Source organism: Serratia nevei (assembly GCF_037948395.1).
Classification (GTDB): Bacteria; Pseudomonadota; Gammaproteobacteria; order Enterobacterales; family Enterobacteriaceae; genus Serratia; species Serratia nevei.
Map to the genome: position 1 here is coordinate 3597029 of NZ_CP149940.1, position 22478 is coordinate 3619506.

18 protein-coding genes are annotated in these 22478 nt (G+C 58.2%); 10 read left to right on the top strand and 8 right to left on the bottom strand.

Annotation, left to right across the window (positions count from 1 at the left end; all coding sequences use genetic code 11):
- Positions 1–45: 45 nt before the first annotated feature.
- Together osmE and V8N38_RS17320 are read right to left on the bottom strand one after the other, a co-directional pair.
- Positions 46–375, bottom strand: a complete 330-nt coding sequence (osmE, locus tag V8N38_RS17315) for an osmotically-inducible lipoprotein OsmE (protein WP_019453681.1) — start codon at positions 373–375, stop codon at positions 46–48.
- 127 nt (positions 376–502) lie between these two features.
- Positions 503–970: a DUF1348 family protein gene (locus V8N38_RS17320; protein WP_070915333.1), complete on the bottom strand. Its 468-nt coding sequence runs from the start codon at positions 968–970 to the stop codon at positions 503–505.
- Positions 971–1077: 107 nt separating this feature from the next.
- Here V8N38_RS17320 and V8N38_RS17325 point away from each other — a divergent pair, with 107 nt between their 5' ends.
- A complete protein-coding gene (locus V8N38_RS17325; RefSeq protein ID WP_060439390.1) occupies positions 1078–1656 on the top strand; it encodes a TetR/AcrR family transcriptional regulator in 579 nt (192 codons plus the stop codon).
- On the opposite strand, the gene V8N38_RS17330 is transcribed toward V8N38_RS17325, so the two are convergent.
- Together V8N38_RS17330 and ompC are read right to left on the bottom strand one after the other, a co-directional pair.
- Entirely contained in the window at positions 1650–2066 is a 417-nt protein-coding gene (locus V8N38_RS17330; RefSeq protein WP_100396406.1) for a VOC family protein, read from the bottom strand. The genes V8N38_RS17325 and V8N38_RS17330 overlap by 7 nt on opposite strands.
- Before the next feature lie 150 nt (positions 2067–2216).
- Positions 2217–3347 carry a porin OmpC gene (gene ompC, locus V8N38_RS17335; RefSeq protein WP_038876356.1) on the bottom strand — a complete coding sequence of 377 codons (1131 nt, stop codon included), beginning with the start codon at positions 3345–3347 and terminating at the stop codon, positions 2217–2219.
- 698 nt (positions 3348–4045) lie between these two features.
- Between ompC and V8N38_RS17340 the strand changes: the two genes are divergently transcribed.
- The 4 genes from V8N38_RS17340 to rcsB are packed head-to-tail and all read left to right on the top strand — an operon-like array spanning position 4046 to position 9025.
- Entirely contained in the window at positions 4046–4450 is a 405-nt protein-coding gene (locus V8N38_RS17340; protein ID WP_047730872.1) for a DUF4186 domain-containing protein, read from the top strand.
- Between the two features lie 54 nt (positions 4451–4504).
- Positions 4505–5659, top strand: coding sequence for an MFS transporter (locus V8N38_RS17345; protein WP_047730202.1), 1155 nt, complete (start codon positions 4505–4507; stop codon positions 5657–5659).
- A 20-nt stretch (positions 5660–5679) separates the two neighbouring features.
- Positions 5680–8382 carry a phosphotransferase RcsD gene (rcsD, locus tag V8N38_RS17350; RefSeq protein WP_141959793.1) on the top strand — a complete coding sequence of 901 codons (2703 nt, stop codon included), beginning with the start codon at positions 5680–5682 and terminating at the stop codon, positions 8380–8382.
- A complete protein-coding gene (gene rcsB / locus V8N38_RS17355; RefSeq protein ID WP_004935900.1) occupies positions 8375–9025 on the top strand; it encodes a response regulator transcription factor RcsB in 651 nt (216 codons plus the stop codon). Before rcsD ends, rcsB begins: the two co-directional genes overlap by 8 nt.
- 61 nt (positions 9026–9086) lie before the next feature.
- On the opposite strand, the gene rcsC is transcribed toward rcsB, so the two are convergent.
- Together rcsC and gyrA are read right to left on the bottom strand one after the other, a co-directional pair.
- Complete coding sequence (gene rcsC, locus V8N38_RS17360) at positions 9087–11948, bottom strand: two-component system sensor histidine kinase RcsC (RefSeq protein WP_147840083.1); 2862 nt, start codon at positions 11946–11948, stop codon at positions 9087–9089.
- Positions 11949–12115: 167 nt separating this feature from the next.
- Entirely contained in the window at positions 12116–14758 is a 2643-nt protein-coding gene (gene gyrA, locus V8N38_RS17365; RefSeq protein ID WP_004935906.1) for a DNA topoisomerase (ATP-hydrolyzing) subunit A, read from the bottom strand.
- A gap of 212 nt (positions 14759–14970) precedes the next feature.
- Between gyrA and ubiG the strand changes: the two genes are divergently transcribed.
- The 4 genes from ubiG (at position 14971) to yfaE (ending at position 19885) form a co-directional block, all read left to right on the top strand.
- Positions 14971–15696, top strand: a complete 726-nt coding sequence (ubiG, locus tag V8N38_RS17370; RefSeq protein WP_047730871.1) for a bifunctional 2-polyprenyl-6-hydroxyphenol methylase/3-demethylubiquinol 3-O-methyltransferase UbiG — start codon at positions 14971–14973, stop codon at positions 15694–15696.
- A 438-nt stretch (positions 15697–16134) separates the two neighbouring features.
- Positions 16135–18423: a class 1a ribonucleoside-diphosphate reductase subunit alpha gene (gene nrdA / locus V8N38_RS17375; RefSeq protein WP_033648028.1), complete on the top strand. Its 2289-nt coding sequence runs from the start codon at positions 16135–16137 to the stop codon at positions 18421–18423.
- A gap of 67 nt (positions 18424–18490) precedes the next feature.
- Entirely contained in the window at positions 18491–19621 is a 1131-nt protein-coding gene (gene nrdB / locus V8N38_RS17380; protein ID WP_019453694.1) for a class Ia ribonucleoside-diphosphate reductase subunit beta, read from the top strand.
- A gap of 3 nt (positions 19622–19624) precedes the next feature.
- A complete protein-coding gene (yfaE, locus tag V8N38_RS17385) occupies positions 19625–19885 on the top strand; it encodes a class I ribonucleotide reductase maintenance protein YfaE (RefSeq protein ID WP_033653779.1) in 261 nt (86 codons plus the stop codon).
- Positions 19886–19944: 59 nt separating this feature from the next.
- Here the strand turns inward: yfaE and V8N38_RS17390 are convergent, their stop codons facing one another.
- Both V8N38_RS17390 and V8N38_RS17395 read right to left on the bottom strand, forming a co-directional pair.
- Positions 19945–20097, bottom strand: a complete 153-nt coding sequence (locus tag V8N38_RS17390) for a Hok/Gef family protein (RefSeq protein ID WP_033635303.1) — start codon at positions 20095–20097, stop codon at positions 19945–19947.
- 231 nt (positions 20098–20328) lie between these two features.
- Complete coding sequence (locus V8N38_RS17395; protein ID WP_060439385.1) at positions 20329–21150, bottom strand: AraC family transcriptional regulator; 822 nt, start codon at positions 21148–21150, stop codon at positions 20329–20331.
- Between the two features lie 116 nt (positions 21151–21266).
- Between V8N38_RS17395 and V8N38_RS17400 the strand changes: the two genes are divergently transcribed.
- Positions 21267–22475 carry an FAD-dependent oxidoreductase gene (locus V8N38_RS17400; protein ID WP_244951321.1) on the top strand — a complete coding sequence of 403 codons (1209 nt, stop codon included), beginning with the start codon at positions 21267–21269 and terminating at the stop codon, positions 22473–22475.
- The last annotated feature ends 3 nt before the right edge of the window (positions 22476–22478 follow it).

The following is a 22478-nucleotide window of genomic DNA, read 5'->3' on the forward strand; positions in this document are numbered from 1 at the left end:
AAAAGCCCCGCGCAAGCGAGGCTTTTTGTGTCGGCCGAAACGCGATTATTTCGGCTGAGAATCGTAGTCTGAACAGGTTTGATAGCCCTTGTTCATGACATGGCCCGTGTCGTTGTAGCTGACAAAGTACGTTTGCACTTTGCCGTCGCGCGGCGCCACCGCATAGGTGTCGCAAGTGCCCTGCGCATGAACCAGCGTGGCGGTGGTCGACGGCGGACCGGCGATAGCCCGCACCTGCTGCTTGGTCATCCCTACTTTGACATCGCTGACCACCGGCTCATTGACATAACTGGTTGCGCGGTCATAGGCGGTGCAGCCGGCAAGAATGGAAAATACCGCCGCAGTGCCGACGGCCAAAACCAACTTCTTCGTCATAGCTTGTCCTCTTGGAGTGCGTTTGTTGTCCCCTAAGTCTAGAAGTGGAAAGGCTTTTCTACAAATTCCCCTTTGTCGATCGGTGCGCTTTTCCTCACGAGCGGCCATCGCGGGCGCGACGTCAGATTCAAAAACCGAAATCGCTCAGGGCCGGGACATCGTCCGGCCGCCGGCCGAGCGGCCAATGAAAACGCCGATCCTGTTCGCGGATCGGCATGTCGTTGATGCACGCATGGCGGTTGATCATCAGCCCCTCCTGATTGAACTCCCAGTTTTCGTTGCCGAAGCTGCGATACCAGTTGCCGGAATCGTCGCGCCATTCATAGGCGAAACGCACCGCGATGCGCGCGCCATCAAACGCCCACAGTTCCTTAATTAGCCGATACTCCAGTTCTTTCGCCCATTTGCGTTGTAAAAAACCGACTACCGCTGTGCGGCCTTCGACAAACTCCGCGCGGTTACGCCAATGGGTATCGAGGGAATATACCTGCGATACGCGTTCGGGATCGCGACTGTTCCAGGCATCCTCCGCCAGCCGCACCTTCTCGATGGCGGATTCGCGGGTAAAAGGCGGCAATGGGGGTTTAATGCTCATGTTCATCTCCTGAGTGAAGGTATGTAGACAACTCTGTCTACAACATTACGCTAGCGCATGTAGACAGAGTTGTCTACAATCACTCGGAAATAGCCCAGGAGAAAATGATGACCGCCGATCTCAACGCCTTGCCCGCCCGCCAGCGCATCCTGCTGACGGCGCACGATCTGTTTTATCAGGAGGGGATCCGCGCCACCGGCATCGATCGCATCATCAAGGAATCTGGCGTAACCAAGGTGACGTTTTACCGCCATTTTCCCAGCAAGAACGACTTGATTACGGCGTTTTTGGCCTATCGCCACCAGCAGTGGCTAGCCTGGTTCAGCACAGCGTTGGCCAGGCATGTGACGCAAACCGGCGGGTTGCTGGCGGCGCTGGCGCCCTGCCTGGCGGAATGGTTCGACGATCCGCGCTTTCGCGGCTGCGCGTTTATCAATACGGCGGTGGAACTTGCCGACCTGCTGCCGGAAAGCCTGCACATCGCCAGCCAGCATAAGCGGCAGATGGCGGACGAGCTGGCACGTCACCTGCCCGCCGGCCCACAGCGGGAACAGCACTCAGCGATGTTGGCGATGCTGATCGACGGCGCCATCGTCAGAGTGCAGATAGAGCGGCAACCGCAGGCCGCGCTGCAGGTGCTGAATGCTACGTTGGACATGTTGGCGCAAGGCGGGTTCGATCAGTAATTGGCCCAAATGCCCGGCGTCACCAACTCCAGCAGATGAGCGTCGGGATCGCGAAAATAAATGCTCTCCCCGCCGTGTTCCCAGCGCATCCGCCCCTCTATCTCCACGCCGTTGACCATCAGATGCCGTTCCCAATGCGGCAGTTGGTCTTTCGCTACCGCCAGCCCGATATGCGCCGGCCCCACGCCATCGTGCGCGGGAATAAACCCGGTCGGATAGTGCGCCCCACGCAGCGAGTCGCCCTCGATAAACAGCAACAATACGCTTCGATCGCCGACGTTATAGGCGCGAAACCGTTCGTTGGCAACCATCGCCGGCAGTTGCAGCACCTCTCGATAAAAGGCGTCCGCGCGTTCAATATCGCTGACGTACAGCACCGTTTCGATCACCTTGTCGATCTTGAGTTCCATATCACCTCCGCTCTGTTTGCTGTACTGACAGCGTAGGCCGAGCGAGGGCTAGCCGAAGCGCTTCCCGTGCCGACAACGGATCAATCCGTGCTTTACAGGCAAAAAAAAACGCGGCCCGAAGGCCGCGTGATGACGTTCACACTGAGGTGCTTAGAACTGGTAAACCAGGCCCACGGCAACCACGTTGTCGGTGTTGATACCGGCAGCTTGGGTGAAGTCGTTGTTGTCCAGCAGGTTGATTTTGTAGTCAACATAGGTGGACATGTTTTTGTTGAAGAAGTAGGTCGCGCCCAGGTCGACGAATTTGACCAGATCTTCATCACCGTAGTCCTTGCCGTTACCGGCGCGGCCCAGATCCTTACCTTTGGTCTGGTTATAGCCCACGAACGGACGCAGACCGAAGTCGAACTGGTAGTGCGCGTAGGCTTCGAAGCTCTGCGCCTTGTTGGCGTAACCGAAAGCATCGCTGGTAGAGCTACCGAAGCGCGCCGCGTTGTAAGACTGGGTGAACATCACGGCCAGGTAGGTGTCGTTGGCGTCATATTTCAGGCCACCGGAGTAACCTTCCGCCTTGTCGCCGCGGCCCATAATGTTCTGGTAGCCGCCACCGCCGTTCTGCTCGCTGGTACGACGAGAGTTGAAGAAGGCACCGGCGGCACTGATGCCGTAACCCATGTCATAGCTCATCGACATGCCGTAACCTTCACCGTTTTGGCCCAGGACATCACGGCCGTTGTTGGTCTCTTCAGCGCTGCCGTTCTTACCCTGGTACTGCAGGGCGAAGTTCAGGCCGTCAACCAAACCGAAGAAGCCGTTGTTACGGTAGGTCGCCAGACCGCTGGAGCGCTGGAACATGAACTGGTCAGCGCCGTAGGTCGAGCCGTCGAACTCAGGCTGCAAGTCGGTGTAAGCCGCGACGTCGTACAGCACGCCGGTGTTACGACCATAGTCGAAGGAACCGTAGTCGCCGAATTTCAGACCGGCGAAGCCGTAACGGGTGAAGTTCTTGTTGTCCTGGTTTTCAGCGTGGTTCAGGTTAGCCTGATATTCCCACTGGCCGTAACCGGTCAGCTGATCGCTGATTTGCGTTTCGCCACGCAGGCCAAAACGCATATAAGACTGATCGCCGTCCGCGCCATCATTGCTGGAGAAATAGTGAAGACCGTCGACTTTACCGTACAAATCCAGTTTATTACCGTCTTTGTTGTAGATTTCCGCCGCGCCTGCTGTGCCTGCAACCAGCAGTGCGGGTACCATCAGAGAGAGTACTCGAAGTTTCATCGTTATTATCCTCGTTAATTATGTCGAGCTACGGCCACTGCCCTTTTCGAGCATTATTAGCACGACTGTGCATTACCATTCTGGTAACAAGGGTTATATTAATCCAGAAAGAAAATGATACCAAGTATCCGATAGTGTTTCATTGTAATTAATAAAGGTTTCAAAATGTAAATGCGCGCGAACTTTCACAAAACCTTACAGACAAACAAAATAAAGCACTTAAAGACAAAGAATAGATTAACTGATAAAAAATCATGCAGTTATACATATCTTTAAGAAAAAAAAGGCAACCATACAATTGAACCGGGCAATAAGCACATTGTGCCAAAACGCTGTCCGCACGCAGCCGCTATAATCACCTCGCTATCATCATTATTTTCATTATTACCTTCATTACCCGAAGATAATTTCAGCATTCCTTTAACCGGCTTCTGGCCGGTTTTTTATTTTCCTCCACACTCTCCTCACAATTTCAGCTCGTACAAATAGCAGGCAAATAAATAACCTCATGATATAGTTTCACTAATTCACTTCCGCACTAATTGCTAATCTTTTCTGTTATTTTAGTCTACAAATTGAGCTTGCTTTTCATTTCGTGCTTTATCCCATCCTTTATTTCTCGCCGCAGGCATAATTAGCCGCGGAGTTTCACTTCTGATAGCCTGAAAAAAAGCTCACCCTCAGCGAGTAAAGTTATGATGCCCTTTCAACCCGACGTGCTGTGGCAGCGGCTGCAAAGCTCCCCCTTCCGCGCCCGTTTCCGTTTAAATGCCAAGGACCAAACCTACCTCGACGACAAGGGATTGCCGCTGATCCTCAGCCATGCCCGCGATTTCATCGACCGTCGCCTGGCCGCCGCCCATCCTAAAAATGACGGTAAGCAAACGCCGATGCGCGGCCACCCGGTGTTTGTCGCCCAACACGCCACCGCCACCTGCTGCCGCGGCTGCCTGGAAAAGTGGCACGGCATACCGCAGGGTATCGCGCTCGACCAACGGCAAAAGGCGTATATAGTCCAGGCGATCGCCCTGTGGCTGGTGCGCAGAGGCGGTGCCAGAGAGGAGCCAAACGCGAATCTTTTCGACCCGGATCGCGGATTGTGATAAAAACTGTCAGTAACTTTCGCCACTCTTTTGACCCAAGATCCTGACGCTTACATGACAGCCACCTTGTGCAATGAACAGCAAACGCCCGGCGTTCCTCAACAGATCGCCACCCGCCTGGCCTTTTTCGTCGCCGGTCTCGGCATGGCCGCCTGGGCGCCGCTGGTGCCCTTCGCCAAAACGCGCATCGGTATCGATGACGGCTCGCTCGGCCTGTTGCTGCTCTGTATCGGTGCCGGTTCCATGCTGGCGATGCCGCTGACCGGTTTCCTGACCGGCAAACTGGGCTGCCGCGCGGTGATCCTGATGGCGGGGCTCGGGTTATGCATCGATTTGCCGCTGCTGGCGCTGATGGATTCCCTCGGCGGCATGGCCGTGGCGCTGCTGCTGTTCGGGGCAGCGATCGGCATGATCGACGTGGCGATGAACGTTCAGGCGGTGATCGTCGAACGCGCCAGCGGCAAGGCGATGATGTCCGGTTTTCACGGTTTCTTCAGCATCGGCGGCATTGCCGGCGCCGGTGGCGTCAGCGCGCTGCTGTGGCTGGGCCTGACGCCGCTGCAATCCACCCTGCTTACCGTACTGGCGGTGATAGTGCTGCTGGCGCTCGCCAGCCGCCATCTGCTGCGTGAGAGCGGCGCCGACGACGGCGGGCCGATGTTCGTCTTGCCGCGCGGCTGGGTGATGTTCATCGGCATCCTGTGCTTTATCATGTTTCTGGCGGAAGGATCGATGCTTGACTGGAGCGCGCTGTTCCTCACCACGCTGCGCGGCGTCGAGCATAGCCAGGCCGGCTTGGGCTATGCGCTGTTTTCCATCACCATGACGCTCGGCCGGCTCAATGGCGATCGGGTGGTGAACTCGCTGGGCCGCTACCGGGTGCTGCTGCTGGGCAGCCTGTGCGCCGCACTCGGTCTGAGCCTGGCCATCGCCTTCAATCACGCCACCGTGTCGCTGGTCGGTTTCATGCTGGTCGGCCTGGGCGCCTCGAACGTCGTGCCGATCCTGTTCAGCGCGGCGGGCAACCAGCGCGACATGCCGGCCAATTTGGCGATCGCCTCCGTCACCACCGTCGGCTATGCCGGTATTCTGGCCGGCCCGGCGCTGATCGGCTTTATCGCTCAGTTTTCCAGCCTGACGGTGGCTTTCGCCTGCGTAGCCGCCCTGCTGTTGGCGGTCACCGCCAGCGCCAAGGCCGTCACTCGCTGATTCAGGAATGCGCAGCCACTATGCAAAATAAACAACTGACCATCAGCTCCAGCAACATTACCCGCTGCTTCCTGCTGTTTATCGTGCTGCTGACGATCGGCATTGGCCTGTATGGTTACAACTACACCAACGCCTGGCTGGCGGAAAAGAAGTACACGCTGAACAGCATTGCCGGTTCGCTGCAAAAGCGTATCGATACCTACCGCTATATGACCTACCAGGTCTATGACAAATTCGGCAATGCGCCGGCACAGAACAGCGATCCCGGTTTGCAGGAAACCCGCCTGCGGCCCGACGTCTATTATGTCGAGAAGCCGCACAAGAAAACCGACGCGGTGATCTTCGGCAGCCATGACGAGAACACGCTGGCTATGATCGCCAACATCTCGGACTACCTGGACACTCGCTGGGGTGCCAAGACCGAAAACTACGCCATGTATTACCTCAATGGCCAGGACAACAGCCTCAGTCTGATCACCACCCAGCCGCTCAAAGAGCTGGCTTCGCGCTTTCGAGAGAGCTACCTGACCACCTCGGCGGACGAACGCCGCGCCGAGATGCTGCAACAGGCCAACATGCTCGACGAGCGCGAGAGCTTTTCCGATCTGCGCAAGCAGCGTTTCCAGAACGCCTATTCGTTCTCGATTCGCACCACCTTTAATCAACCGGGGCATCTGGCGACGGTGATCGCCTTCGACTTGCCGATCAACGACATCATTCCGGCCAATCTGGCCCGCGCCAATTTCCTGCTGCTGCCGGACGATGTCGATCTCGACGACAGCGCCATTCCGGCGGAAACGGCTCTCGGTACCCATGCGACGATGAGCGGCGGTTGGGTCGAGTTCAGCGCCGCCCTGCCCAATGCGCCGCTGAAGGTGGTGTATCGCGTTTCGGCCATCAATCTGGCCATCGATCTGCTGCGCAACAACATCTGGCTGATCGCGATCAACCTGCTGCTGCTGGCGCTGTCGATGCTGAGCATCTACTTTATCCGCCGCCAGTACATTCGCCCGAGCGAAAACATGGCGGTGGAGCTGGAAGCCGAGCGCGCGCTGAATCAGGAGATCGTCTCCAGCCTGCCTTCCGGCCTGCTGGTCTACAGCTTCGCCAACAATACGGTGATCGCCAGCAACAAAATCGCCGAACACCTGCTGCCGCACCTCAGCCTGCAAAAAATCGCCCATATGGCCGAACAGCATCACGGGGTGATCCAGGCGACGGTCAACAATGAAGTGTATGAAATCCGTATCTTCCGCAGCCAGCTGTCGCCGGACACCTACCTGTTCCTGATGCACGATCAGGATAAAGAGGTGATGGTGAACAAGCGGCTGCAGCAGGCGCGGCGCGAATATGACAAGAACGTTCAGGCACGCAAGCTGATGCTGCACAACCTGGGCATCGAGCTCAATCAGCCGGTACGCCATATGCACGATCTGGTCGATCGTCTGCGTAACCGGCCGGATGAGGAGCAGCAGCAGGCACTGTTGGGCCAGTTAACCGCGGAGTCGGCTTCGGTGCTGGGTTTGATCGATAACATTACCCTGCTGACCCGGTTGGAAACCCAGGACTGGCAGCCTACGCGCGAACCATTCAACCCGGCGGCGATGGTCGACGAGTTGCTGCTGGAGGCCCTGCCCGCCCTTAACCAGAAGGGGCTGGCGCTGTTCAAGCATTTCCAGCTGGACGTCGAGCAGAACTATATCGGCGACGCCAACGCGCTGCGCAAAGTGATTGCGCTGCTGGTGCATTACGCCATTATCACCACCGCCTGCGGCAAGATTTCGCTGGTTATCGACCATGAGCCCGAGCACCCGGATCGCCTGATTTTCCAAATCAACGACACCGGCTCCGGCATCTCCAACGAAGAGATCAGCAACCTCAACTATCCCTTCCTCAGCCAGACGCTGGTGGACCGCTTCAACCACGGTTCCGGGCTCACCTTCTTCCTGTGCAACCAGCTGTGCAAAAAGCTTAATGGCCAGTTGGACATTCGCAGCAAGGTGGATATCGGCACTCGCTATACCATTCGCGTCGCCATGGAGATGGAGAAAAAAGAGCCGCAGGAGCAGGAAAAGCTGCTCGACGGCGTCACCGCCCTGCTGGACGTCACGTCGGATGAGGTGCGCGGCATCGTGACCCGCCTGCTGCAGGCCTACGGCGCCGACTGTCTTGTCGCCGAAGATCGCGCGGTCAACCGCGATTATGACGTGCTGCTAACCGATAACCCGCAGCGCGCCGATGACTACACCCTGTTGTTGGCGACCGATGAGCCGGGCTGGCAAGCGCTGGAGAAACGCTACATTCGGGTGAACTATAATCTGAACGGCGCATTAATCGACGCCGTGCTGATGCTGATCGAACAGCAAATGGCCGCGCTGGAACAGGAAGAAAGCCCGCTTTCATTGAGCTCAGAAGATATCCAACTCTATGAAAAACAATTGAAATCAAGTGATTACTATGGGCTGTTTGTCGATACAGTACCCGACGATGTCAAAAAACTGTATACTGAGGCGGGCAGCAGTGATTTCAATGCGCTGTCACAAACCGCACACCGCCTGAAAGGCGTGTTTGCCATGTTAAATCTGCTTCCCGGCAAGCAGCTGTGCGAATCGTTAGAACAGCGCATCGCAGAAGGTGATGCGCCCGAGATCGAGAATAACATCAGTCAGATTGATTTTTTCGTCAGCAGACTGCTGAAGCAAGGTAGCCAACAACATGAATAACCTGAACGTAATTATTGCTGATGACCATCCTATCGTACTGTTTGGCATCCGGAAGTCACTTGAGCAAATTGAATGGGTGAATGTCGTTGGGGAGTTCGAAGACTCAACCGCACTGATCAACAATCTGTCCAAGCTGGACGCCAACGTGCTGATCACCGATCTGTCGATGCCGGGTGACAAGTATGGCGACGGCATCACGCTGATTAAATACATCAAGCGCCACTATCCGCAGTTGTCGATCATCGTGCTGACCATGAACAACAACCCGGCGATTCTGAGCGCGGTATTGGATCTGGATATCGAAGGCATCGTGCTGAAACAAGGCGCGCCGACCGATCTGCCGAAGGCGCTGGCCGCCCTGCAGAAAGGCAAGAAATTCACGCCGGAAAGCGTCTCTAAACTGCTGGAGAAGATCAGCGCCAGCGGCTATGGCGACAAGCGCCTGTCGCCGAAAGAGAGCGAAGTGCTGCGCCTGTTCGCCGAAGGTTTCCTGGTGACCGAAATCGCCAAGAAACTCAACCGCAGCATCAAAACCATCAGCAGCCAGAAGAAATCGGCGATGATGAAGCTGGGCGTCGAGAACGACATCGCCCTGCTCAACTACCTCTCCTCCGTCAGCATGACGCCGTTGGACAAAGACTAAATCCCGCCTCACGGCAGGTTAGCGCCAAACAGGCACGGCATTCGCCGTGCCTGTTTGCTTTTCAAGCCTCGCTGCGGCTGTAGCGTACCCGTTGGCTGTAGTAAGCCAGCGTCTGTGCCAGCGTCTCCAGCGTGACCGGTTTCGACAGGCAGTTATCCATACCCGCCTCGAGGCAGCGCTGCTTCTCTTCCGCCAGCGCGTTCGCCGTCACGCCGATCACCGGCGCGCTGAACTGCATCTGTCGCAGTTCCTGCGTCAGGCGATAGCCGTCCATGTTCGGCATATTGACGTCGGTCAGCACAATATCGACGTGGTGCTGTTTCAGCACGCCGAGCGCGTCGACGCCGTCGTTGGCGGTCACCACCTGATACCCCAGCGATCCCAGCTGATCGGACAGCAGGCGACGGTTGATCGGATGATCGTCAACCACCAGCAGATGAATATCGCCGTTGTCCGCCGCGCTGGCCTTGGCGGGCACCGGCAGCTGCACCAGCGCCTCTGCCGCGCCGCTGCCGACGCCGAACAACCGGTTGAGCAAGCTCAGCGTTTCTCGCGGCGTGGAGGTACTGTGCATCCAATAACCCGGCCGAGTTTCCAGCGATGGGCCGATATGTTCGGTAGAGAATTGGATCTGAGCCAGCAGCGGCGTGTCCAGCATCAGCGGATGATCGCTAAGCATCACCTCTCCGGCGGCGGTCTCTTGGCCGTCATAGCGCTGGATATCGGCGCCGTAGCCCCCCAGAATCGCCATCAGGTAACTTTCCAGCCGCTGATTGCGAATATCCAGCCACAGCCGACGGCCCTGCCAGGTATCGCTGGCCTGCGGGATGGGGAACTGAGCGTTGAACAGCGGAATGCGGATGCTGAACAAGCTGCCCAGACCCGGTTCGGACTCGACGGCGATATCGCCGTCCATCAGGTTGATCAGTTTCTCACAGATAGCCAACCCCAGGCCGGTTCCCTGGAAATGGCGCTGCACGCCGGTGCCCACCTGGAAGAACGGATCGAACAGGCGCGAAATTTCCTTCTCCGGAATACCGACGCCGGTATCGCGTACGCTGAATTCCAGATAGCTGCCGCGGGTGCAGACCTGCAGCACGATACAGCCGGTATCGGTGAACTTGATGGCGTTGTTCACCAGGTTGGAGAGCACCTGCTGCAGCCGCACCGGATCGCCGAAAATGCGCTCCGGCACGTTCTGTTCGATAAAGCAGTACAGCCCCAGACGTTTCTTCACCACCAGCGGCAAATAGTTACCGGCGATATGGGTGATCACCTCCAGGCAGGAGAACTCGCGCGGTTCTATCTTCAGCTGCTCGGACTCGATTTTGGAGAAATCGAGAATATCGCTGATGATTTTCAGCAGCAGGCCGGAAGAGTTGTTCATCGCATTGACCAGCCGATCGACCCCTTGCGGCAGCGCCTTGGTTTGCAGCAAATCGAGGTTGCCGATAATGCCGTACAGCGGCGTGCGCAGCTCATGGCTGACGGTGGCCAGGAACATCGATTTGGACTGGCTGGCCTGCTCCGCCGCCGCCGCCATCTCCTGCAACGACTCTTCCATCTTCACGCGAGCGCTGACGTCCACCAGCACGCAAATCGCCACCTCTTCGTTACGGTAGCGCGAGTGGACAAAGCTGATCTGCAGGTTGTTGTTGTTGCTGGTCATCACATCGACGAAATTCGCCTGCTGTTCGCAAATGATGCGCGTAATGCGATCGCGATCTTCGTGGGTCAACAGGTTGATGTAGTTGTGCGCCAGTTCGTTACTCAGGATATTGGTGCCGTCGCTGATGCGCAGGATACAGATGCCCACCGGCGCCGAAGCGACGATCTTGCGGTTGAACTGCTCGTGCTCTTCCAGGCGGAAGGCGTTGTCCTCCGCCGGCAGGAACATTTTACGTTCAAACAGCCACGCCAGCGTGAACAGCACGATGGCCGACAGCAGGTTCAGCAACAGCGCGTTGAGGATTAGCATTTTGAAGCGTTCTACTACGCTTTTCACCGGCAGCGCATAGACGATGCTCAGCGAAGAAGGCGGCAGCGCTTTCTTCAGGATCAGATCGCGATAATTGTCGACATAGCCGAAGTAGGCGTGCTCTGCGGGATAGCTGTTGAGCGAAGCGGCATAGCGATCGCCGTCCGCCAGGCGCAGCACCGGCTCGTTGTTCTCATCCAGCAGCGTGACGCCGATCGGCAGGTTGCCGGCGGTAACGAAATCCTCCAGCCGAACGGTCTGTTCGATGCCCAGCAGCGCCTCCAGCTTGTTGCCGATATAAATCGGCGTCAGCACATACAGATAGCCGACGTCCGGCCGCTGCGCGCTGGGGCTGATCCAATACAGGTTGTTGTCTTTGTCCAGATTCTTGGCGTTGCGGTATTTCAGAATGCGCTCGTGCAGCGACTTCAGCACGTTTTCCCGATTGGCGCTCGCGTTGCCGCCGCCGAACTCCGCCATACACAGGCTGTCGCCGCCGATGAAGAACACCCGGTTGAGATCGTAGGCCGCCACGAAGTTCTCTTTCCAATACTGGATCAGGCCGCTCAGCGAATCGAGCGAACTGCGGTAGGTGGTGCTCAGCGTGCAGTTGGACTCCGGATACAGCGGAAAGAATTGCGGCGGGCTGCCCTTGCCGGGAAACACGCCGCTGAACATGTCCAGGCTGCTGACCGAACCGTTGAGACGGTTCTCCGCCATATACTTGATGTCGCGGATGATGTCGGCGGAATGGCGGATGTAGCCCTGCGCCTGATCGAAGTTAAGGTTGTAATCCTGCCGGATATCCGACTCTTTCTGATGCAGGATATTCAGAATATAAAAGGTGGTGAGCAGCGCTCCCAACGACCACAGCAAAATCGCCAGCACCCGGAACAGATAGCGGGATATCTTCAGCGTAGTTCGAAAAGAGGCTAAGTATTTCAATCGGATACCATACGAAAGTCAGTGGCGGTGCACGCATTCGCCGGCGCGGCAGCCGGCGGCTCGGTGCGCCAATTAAACCATATAACTGAAAAAGGGCCTAGCATCGCTGCCAGGCCCTTCTGTCTCAGTGCATTAGGGTGTCGGCATGCCGACGCCCTCACCCTGCTTTAAACGTTGTCGTCGTCCATCGGCTCAGCCGCGTCGTCGCCATCGTCCAGCGGCGTGGTGTCTTCTTCCACCGCTTCCGCGCCCGGTTCCAGGCTGTCCAGCTCTTCGTCTTCCACCGGCTCGGCCACGCGCTGCAGGCCGACGACGTTTTCGTCTTCCGCCGTGCGAATCAGCGTCACGCCCTGGGTGTTACGGCCCACCACGCTGACTTCCGAAACGCGGGTACGCACCAGCGTGCCGGCATCGGTGATCATCATGATCTGGTCGCTGGTTTCCACCTGTACGGCGCCGACCACCTGGCCGTTACGCTCGCTCACCTTGATGGAGATAACCCCCTGGGTGGCGCGTGACTTGGTCGGATATTCGGTCACGGCGGTGCGTTTACCGAAGCCGTTTTGCGTCACGGTCAGGATGTCGCCTTCGCCGCGCGGCACGATCAGGGAGATCACGCTGTCGCCTTCGCCGAGGTTGATGCCGCGCACGCCGGTTGCGGTGCGGCCCATCGAACGCACCTGCGTTTCCGGGAAGCGTACCACTTTACCGTTGGCGGAGAACAACATCACTTCGTTGCTGCCGTCGGTCAGATCGACACCGATCAGTTCGTCGCCCTCGTTGAGGTTGACGGCGATGATACCGGCGCTGCGTGGGCGGCTGAACTCGGTCAGCGCAGTTTTCTTCACGGTACCGCTGGCGGTGGCCATGAACACGTGGCGCCCTTCTTCATACTCGCGTACCGGCAGGATAGCGGTGATACGCTCATCGGCCTCCAGCGGCAGCAGGTTGACGATTGGGCGACCGCGCGCGCCACGGCTGGCTTCAGGCAGTTGGTACACCTTCATCCAGTACAGGCGGCCACGGCTGGAGAAGCACAGGATCGTATCGTGGGTGTTGGCCACCAGCAGGCGATCGATAAAGTCTTCTTCTTTAATACGCGCCGCAGATTTGCCTTTGCCGCCGCGGCGTTGAGCTTCATAGTCGGACAGCGGCTGATACTTCACGTAGCCCTGATGAGACAGGGTCACCACCACGTCTTCCTGGTTGATCAGGTCTTCGATGTTGATGTCGGAAGTATTGGCGGTGATCTCGGTGCGGCGGCCGTCGTTGTACAGCTCTTTGACCGCCACCAGCTCTTCGCGGATCACTTCCATCAGGCGCTCTGGGCTTTCCAGAATAAAGATCAGCTCGGCGATAAAGTTGAGCAGTTCTTTATATTCGTCCAGCAGCTTCTCGTGCTCCAGGCCGGTCAGTTTCTGCAGGCGCAGATCCAGAATCGCCTGAGCCTGCTGCTCGGTCAGGTAGTATTTTCCGTCGCGGATGCCGAACTCCGGCTCCAGCCACTCAGGGCGGGCGGCGTCGTCACCGGCGCGCTCCAGCATGGCGCTGACGTTGCCCAGATCCCACGGTTGCGCCACCAGCGCAACTTTCGCTTCGGCCGGGGTCGGCGCACGGCGAATCAGCTCGATGATCGGATCGATGTTGGCCAGCGCGATGGCCAGCGCTTCCAGGATATGGGCGCGGTCGCGGGCCTTGCGCAGTTCGAAGATGGTGCGGCGGGTAACCACTTCGCGGCGGTGACGCACGAAGGCTTCGAGGATGTCTTTCAGGTTCAGCAACTTAGGCTGGCCCTGATGCAGCGCAACCATGTTGATGCCGAAGGTGACCTGCAGTTGCGTCAGCGCATACAGGTTGTTCAGCACCACTTCGCCGACCGCGTCGCGTTTGACTTCGATCACGATGCGCATGCCGTCTTTATCGGACTCGTCGCGCAGCGCGCTGATGCCTTCCACGCGTTTTTCTTTTACCAGCTCGGCGATCTTCTCGATCAGACGCGCCTTGTTCACCTGATACGGGATCTCGTGAACGATGATGGTTTCGCGCCCAGTCTTGGCGTCGGCTTCCACTTCCGCGCGCGCGCGCAGGTAGACTTTGCCGCGCCCGGTGCGGTAGGCCTCTTCAATGCCGCGGCGGCCATTGATGATCGCCGCCGTCGGGAAGTCCGGCCCCGGGATGTGTTCCATCAGCCCTTCGATGCTGATGTTTTCATCGTCGATATAGGCCAGGCAGCCGTTGACGACTTCCGCCAGGTTGTGCGGTGGAATATTGGTGGCCATGCCCACGGCGATGCCCGACGAGCCGTTGACCAGCAGGTTCGGGATCTTGGTTGGCATGACGGCCGGGATCTGCTCGGTGCCATCATAGTTAGGCACGAAGTCGACGGTTTCTTTTTCCAGGTCCGCCAACAGTTCGTGAGCAATCTTGGACATGCGCACTTCGGTATAACGCATCGCCGCGGCGGAGTCGCCGTCGACGGAACCGAAGTTACCCTGGCCGTCCACCAGCATGTAGCGCAGTGAAAACGGCTGGGCCATACGCACGATAGTGTCGTAAACCGCGCTGTCACCGTGTGGGTGATATTTACCGATCACGTCCCCGACGACACGGGCCGATTTCTTGTATGGTTTATTCCAGTCGTTACCCAGTACGCTCATCGCGTACAGAACGCGGCGGTGAACCGGCTTCAGTCCATCACGAACATCTGGCAGCGCACGTCCGACAATAACGGACATCGCATAGTCCAGATACGAGTTTTTCAACTCGTCTTCGATGTTTACCGGTGTGATTTCTCTGGCAAGGTCGCTCATGGAGCTGCTATCCCTCTACTAATGATTCATCTGCCCGCTGCCATAGTGGCAAAGGTGTAAAACTATATCACAAAGCACGCTTTACGGGAAAATAACCGCCGCTGTTTCACGGAAATTGTGCAGATAAGTGCGCTAAAAACGCATCGGCGCAGACGATGCCGCGCCGGAACATGTATAATCCGCGCAACGAGAACAAGGAGCCAGACAAGCCCATGAACGCAGAATCATCCAGCCGAGTGCAAAACGTTGACCACCAGGAAATCGCCAAGTTCGAGGCCGTCGCCTCCCGCTGGTGGGATCTGGAAGGCGAGTTCAAACCGCTGCACCGCATCAACCCGCTGCGCCTGAACTACATCATGCAGCGCGCCGACGGCATTTTTGACAAGCAGGTGCTCGATGTGGGCTGCGGCGGCGGCATTCTGGCGGAAAGCATGGCGCGCGAAGGCGCCAAGGTCACCGGCTTGGACATGGGCGCGGAGCCGCTGCAGGTCGCGCGGCTGCACGCGCTGGAAAGCGGCATGAACGTCACTTACGTGCAGGAGACGGTGGAAAGCCACGCTCAGGCCAACCCGCAACGCTATGACGTCGTCACCTGCATGGAGATGCTGGAGCACGTGCCGGATCCGGCCTCGGTGGTGCGCGCCTGCGCCCAGTTGGTGAAACCGGGCGGCCATGTGTTCTTCTCCACCATCAACCGCAACACCAAAGCCTGGCTGATGGCGGTGATCGGCGCGGAGTACGTGCTGAAGATGGTGCCGCAGGGCACCCACGATCATAAGAAGTTCATTCGCCCTTCCGAACTGATCGGCTGGGTCGACGGCACGCCGCTGCGCGAAAAGCACATGATCGGCCTGCATTACAACCCGATCACCGATCATTTCAAGCTTGGACGCAACGTTGACGTGAACTACATGGTGCACACCCAGCACGAAGGCTAAGCGTTGTAAACCGCGCCGGCCCTGCATTACCGGGGGGCGGCGCCGGCGGAGCATTCGGAAAAATACCTAATTTCCGCGACTTCGATCAAAATAGCCGTTGTAAACAGTTTTTTAGAATATTAAATCAGATCAATATGCCGTTTTTTTCTAACGTTTAATAAAGCGCCAAACGATCGGTTTTTTCAGTTTTTCAGTAAAATCTGATCGCGCTTATTGACAAGCTTGTCGCGCCAGTCACGGCGCGCGCTTCGCGCGGCAAGTTACATTTCACCCCCAAGTTATCCACAAATTAGGCCGGTTTTGTTCACTTGCAAACGCCGTTTTTTCTCACTATCTTGTTACCTCACCGACATACAACCCCTATATATAGTGTTTACATACTGAGCAGAGCGACTACACTTCTGCTTAGGGGCACCATACGGACAGGTAAAACACCACATGAACCAAAGTCTGCTTGTAACTAAACGCGATGGCCGTAAAGAGCGCATCAATCTCGACAAAATCCACCGGGTCATCGATTGGGCCGCAGAGGGATTACACAACGTCTCGGTTTCTCAAGTAGAGTTGCGTTCACACATTCAGTTTTATGACGGCATCAAAACCGCCGACATTCATGAAACCATCATCAAAGCCGCAGCCGATCTGATCTCCCGCGATGCGCCGGACTATCAGTACCTGGCCGCTCGCCTGGCGATCTTCCACCTGCGCAAAAAGGCTTATGGCCAGTTCGAGCCGCCGAAGCTGCACGCCCACGTCACTCGCATGGTCGAGATGGGCAAATACGATAAGCATCTGCTGGAAGACTACAGCGCTGAAGAGTTCGAGCAGATGGATTCCTTTATCGATCACTGGCGCGACATGAACTTCTCCTATGCCGCCGTCAAGCAGCTGGAAGGCAAGTATCTGGTGCAGAACCGCGTCAGCGGCGAGATCTACGAAAGCGCCCAGTTCCTGTATATGCTGGTGTCCGCTTGCCTGTTCTCCAACTACCCGCGTGAAACTCGTCTGGATTACGTCAAACGTTTCTACGACGCGATTTCCACCTTCAAGATTTCGCTGCCTACGCCGATCATGTCCGGCGTGCGCACCCCAACCCGCCAGTTCAGCTCCTGCGTACTGATCGAGTGCGGCGACAGCCTGGACTCCATCAACGCCACCTCCAGCGCCATTGTGAAATACGTTTCGCAGCGCGCCGGCATCGGCATCAACGCCGGCCGCATCCGCGCGCTGGGCAGCCCAATCCGTGGCGGTGAAGCCTTCCATACCGGCTGTATTCCGTTCTACAAACACTTCCAGACCGCCGTTAAATCCTGCTCGCAGGGCGGCGTGCGCGGTGGCGCGGCAACGCTGTTCTACCCGATGTGGCACCTGGAAGTGGAAAGCCTGCTGGTGTTGAAAAACAACCGCGGCGTTGAAGGCAACCGCGTGCGTCACATGGACTACGGCGTGCAACTGAACCGCCTGATGTACCAGCGTCTGATCAAGGGCGAAGACATCACCCTGTTCAGCCCGTCCGACGTGCCGGGGCTGTATGACGCGTTCTTCGCCGATCAGGACGAATTCGAACGCCTGTATACCCAGTACGAGAAAGACGACAGCATTCGCCAGAAGCGCGTGAAAGCGGTTGAGCTGTTCTCGCTGATGATGCAAGAGCGCGCCTCTACCGGCCGCATCTACATCCAGAACGTCGACCACTGCAACACCCACAGCCCGTTCGATCCGCAGATCGCGCCGGTGCGTCAGTCCAACCTGTGCCTGGAAATCGCCCTGCCGACCAAGCCGCTGGAAGACGTCAACGACGAAAACGGCGAGATTGCGCTGTGCACCCTGTCCGCCTTCAACCTGGGCGCGATCGACAGCCTGGACGACCTGGAAGAATTGGCAACCCTGGCGGTGCGCTCGCTCGACGCCCTGCTGGATTATCAGGATTATCCGATCAAGGCCGCACACCGTGGCGCGATGGGCCGCCGCACCTTGGGCATCGGCGTCATCAACTTCGCCTATTACCTGGCGAAGAACGGCGTGCGCTACTCCGACGGCAGCGCCAACAACCTGACGCACAAAACGTTCGAAGCCATTCAGTACTATCTGCTGAAAGCCTCCAACCGTCTGGCTCAGGAACAAGGCGCTTGCCCGTGGTTCAAAGAGACCACTTATTCGCAGGGTATCCTGCCGATCGACACTTACAAGAAAGACCTGGATGCTGTCTGCAACGAGCCGCTGCACTACGACTGGGAAACCCTGCGTAAAGAGATCCAGGAAACCGGCCTGCGCAACTCGACCCTGTCTGCGCTGATGCCGTCGGAAACCTCTTCGCAGATTTCCAACGCCACCAACGGCATCGAGCCGCCGCGCGGCCACATCAGCATCAAGGCGTCGAAAGACGGCATCCTGCGCCAGGTGGTGCCGGAGTATGAGCGTCTGAAAGACAACTACGAGCTGCTGTGGGAAATGCCAAGCAACGACGGCTATCTGCAGCTGGTGGGGCTGATGCAGAAATTCATCGACCAGTCGATTTCGGCCAACACCAACTACGATCCGACCCGCTTCCCGGGCGGCAAGGTGCCGATGAAGCAGCTGTTGAAAGACCTGCTCACCACCTACAAGTTCGGCGTGAAAACGCTGTACTACCAAAACACCCGCGACGGTGCGGAAGACGCCCAGGAAGATTTGCAGCCTGCCAAGGCCGGCGATGACGACTGCGAAAGCGGCGCCTGCAAGATCTAAAGTTTGACCTAGCGGGCCGGAATTTTCCGGCCCCTTCATTTAGCCACGTTACGATGGATTCAGGCTTATGGCTTACACCACTTTTTCTCAGACCAAAAACGACCAGCTGCAAGAGCCGATGTTCTTCGGCCAGTCGGTAAACGTTGCGCGTTTCGACCAGCAAAAGCATGAAATCTTCGAAAAACTGATCGAAAAGCAGCTCTCCTTCTTCTGGCGCCCGGAAGAAGTTGACGTCTCCCGCGATCGCATCGATTACCAGGCGCTGCCGGAGCACGAGAAGCACATCTTCATCAGCAACCTGAAGTATCAGACGCTGCTGGACTCCATCCAGGGCCGCAGCCCGAACGTCGCGCTGCTGCCGCTGATCTCGATCCCTGAGCTGGAAACCTGGGTGGAAACCTGGTCGTTCTCCGAGACTATCCACTCCCGTTCCTACACTCACATCATCCGCAACATCGTCAACGATCCGGCGCTGGTGTTCGACGACATCGTCACCAACGAAGAGATCAAGAAGCGCGCGAAAGACATCTCCGGCTACTACGACGATCTGATCGAGATGACCAGCTACTATCACCTGCTGGGTGAAGGCACCCACCAGGTGAACGGTAAAACCGTCACCGTCAATCTGCGCGCGCTGAAGAAGCAGCTGTACCTGTGCCTGATGAGCGTGAACGCGCTGGAAGCGATCCGCTTCTACGTCAGCTTCGCCTGCTCCTTCGCGTTCGCCGAGCGCGAACTGATGGAAGGCAACGCCAAAATCATCAAGCTGATCGCCCGCGACGAAGCGCTGCACCTGACCGGCACCCAGCACATGCTGAACCTGATGCGTTCCGGCGCCGACGATCCGGAAATGGCAGAGATCGCCGAAGAATGCCAGCAGCAGTGCTACGATCTGTTCGTGCTGGCCGCCCAGCAGGAAAAAGAGTGGGCGGAATACCTGTTCCGCGACGGTTCGATGATCGGCCTGAACAAAGACATCCTGTGCCAATATGTGGAGTACATCACCAATATCCGCATGCAGGCGGTCGGCCTCGGTCTGCCGTTCGAAACCCGCTCCAACCCGATCCCGTGGATCAACGCCTGGTTGGTATCCGACAACGTACAGGTGGCGCCGCAGGAAGTGGAAGTGAGCTCCTACCTGGTTGGCCAGATCGACTCGGAGATCAACGCCGACGACCTGAGCGACTTCGAACTGTAAGCGATGGCGACGCCAATCGTAACGCTGCGCGCCGCCGGCACGCAGCTCTCCTGCCCCAACAGTGAAAACTGCCTGCTCGACGTGCTGGAACTGCACGACGTGCAGGTGGAGTACCAATGCCGCTCCGGCTATTGCGGCGCCTGCCGCCTGAAGCTGGTGAAAGGCGAAGTGGCCTACCGCCAACAGCCGCTGGCGTTTATCAACGCCGGCGAGATCCTGCCCTGCTGCTGTATGCCGCTGACGGACATCGAGCTGGAAATGTAAAGTCGGGTGCCGGAAACCGCGCCTGGAGACCAGAAGGCGGGGTTGCCCCCGCCCTATGATTACCGCTTCACCTCACACGCCAACCTGATCAGGATAGTGATATTTTCCTGGTAGATTTTCAGCTCGCACAGCGAGTCTCTTATCATCCAGATAAATAACAAAACCGTAATACATACAACGGTTAGCGAGTGAAACACATGCTTTAAACGCATGCTTGCCTCCTTGCTGTGAAGGGGCTACCATACCGGTGTCTAGGCGGTATGTGCAGCCCCATTCTGATTGAGAGTCAGTCTGGGGCTTTCATCTATCCGCCTGGTCACACAATGCCCAAGACGAACAGTCTCAAGCACCCGCCAAAAGAGTAACAGCATTCCCTCGCCGCGAATATCCCCTATAAGATTATGATTAATCAGGGATATATAACCATCCTCAAAGTATTTCGCTTAGCGCCCCTTTCCTGCCGATGCGGAAAAATAACGCGCCGGAGAATCGCCAAAGGCTTTGCGAAACATGGCGATAAAATTACTCGGCGAGGCATACCCCAGCGTTTCCGCGATCTGCAACACCGTTTCACCTTCGGCCAGCTTCGCCAATGCATATGACAACCGAGCCTGCTGGCGCCACTGGGCAAAACTCAGCCCCGTTTCGCCGATCATCAGCCGCCGCAGAGTACGCGGCGACATCGCCCCCCATTCGGCCCAGGCTTCCAGCGAACGCTCGCTCCCCGGCTGCGCCAGCAAGGCCTGCAGAACACCGGCCAGGCGCGGATGGGACGACATCGGCAAATGCAGCGGCTCCGTTGGCGCCAGACGTATCTCGTCCCGCATCACCTGCGCCATGCGATCCTGCTCCAGGGTGAGCGCGCTGCGTTTATCCCAGCCTTCTGCTCGCAGAGCCAGCGCCTGCAGCACGGGGCTAATACCGATGACGCAGGGTGCATTCGACAGGTCGTTGCAGGCCTCTGGCGCCAGCAGCAAACTCCAGCCGCTCAGCGCGCCGCAGACCTGCACCCGGTGCTGCGTCGCCGGCGGGATCCACCCCGCCCGCTGCGGCGGCAGCACCCAATCGCCGTGCGCCGTGCGCACATGCAGCAAACCGCTTTCGACGCACAACAGCTGCCCGCGCACATGCTGATGCCAGCCGTATTCGCGCGTGCCCAACCGATACTCCCGGCCTGCCGCGTCGCGGCCGCCAAGGGCGATCAGCCAGGGGCCCGCCCGCCATTCGCTGCAGTCAGCGTCGGCGAAGTGAGGGTTATCGTTCATATTGGCCACTTATCACTATTTTTAGTCCAGATGCCGTTATATCAACCTTTTCCTGCGCCGACATAATGAAATGCTTCCGGCCGCTCCCGTTTGTGGCCACTGACTCACGAGGGAACATGATGACAACACTCAGCATTGGCATTATCGGCGCCGGGCCCGGCGGCCTGTGTCTGGCTCAGGGACTGCGCCGCTTCGGCATCCACGCCACGGTGTTTGAACGCGACACCACGCCGCAAGCGCGCGATCAGGGCTATCGGCTGCGCATCGATCCGACGGGCCAGCAGGCACTGGCCGCCTGTCTGCCGCCAGCGCATTACCGGTTGCTCTGCGCCAGCAGCGCGCAAAACAGCGGCGAGAGCAATCTATGGGATCCGCAGCTTGCCCCACTCAACGCCCGACGCCCCGAGCACTGGCTGCCCTCCAGCCCGCGGCAGGCGCAGGAACCGAGCGGCGATCTCGGCATTCATCGGCAAACGCTGCGCGAAATCCTGCTCACCGGTCTGCAAGACCGGGTGCGCTTCGGCTATACCCTGTGTGAATTTGCACAAACGCCGCAGGGCGTGGAGCTTCAGTTCGCCAACGGCGAACAAGCGCGGGTCGATGTGCTGATCGCCGCCGACGGCGTCAACTCGCTGGTGCGGCGGCGCTGCCTGCCCGAGGCGGGGCCCGAAGACAGCGGCGCGGTCACCCTCTACGGCAAAACGCCGCTCGATGCGGCGACCCGTGCCCAATTGGCCCCCGAATTGCTGCGCGGCGTGTCGGTCGTCTTCGCCGACGGCTTGTCGCTGGTGATTGAACCGATGCGCTTTCAGGCGCCCATGGCGCAGCTGGCAGCCGACTATGCGCCGGACTGCCCCCTCACGCCGGTAGACGACTATCTCTATTGGGCCTGTATCGGAACGGCTGAACGACTCGGCGGGCCGGCGCGGGCGGAGGGAAGCGCTGCGCTGCAGGCACGCGTAAGGCATATCTCGCAGGGATGGGCCCCCGCTCTGCAAACGGCGTTAGCGCTGGCGGATCCCCTGTCGCTCAGCGTGCGGGCGGTGCAGGTCACGCAGACGATGCCGGTGTGGCACAGCGAACGTATCGCCTTTCTCGGCGACGCCGTGCACGCCATGAGCCCGGCGGGCGGGCTCGGCGCCAATACCGCGTTGGCGGACGCCGCCAGCCTGGCGATGCATCTGGCGCAGGCCGGCAGCGCCGCGCAGGCGCTCAAGGACTATGGTGCAGATCTGCAAACGCGGGGCGCGGCGGCGATACGCCTTTCACGCCTGGCGTCCGAACGGTTGCAGCAAAACCGTGACGCCGGCGACTCAGCATCATGACCG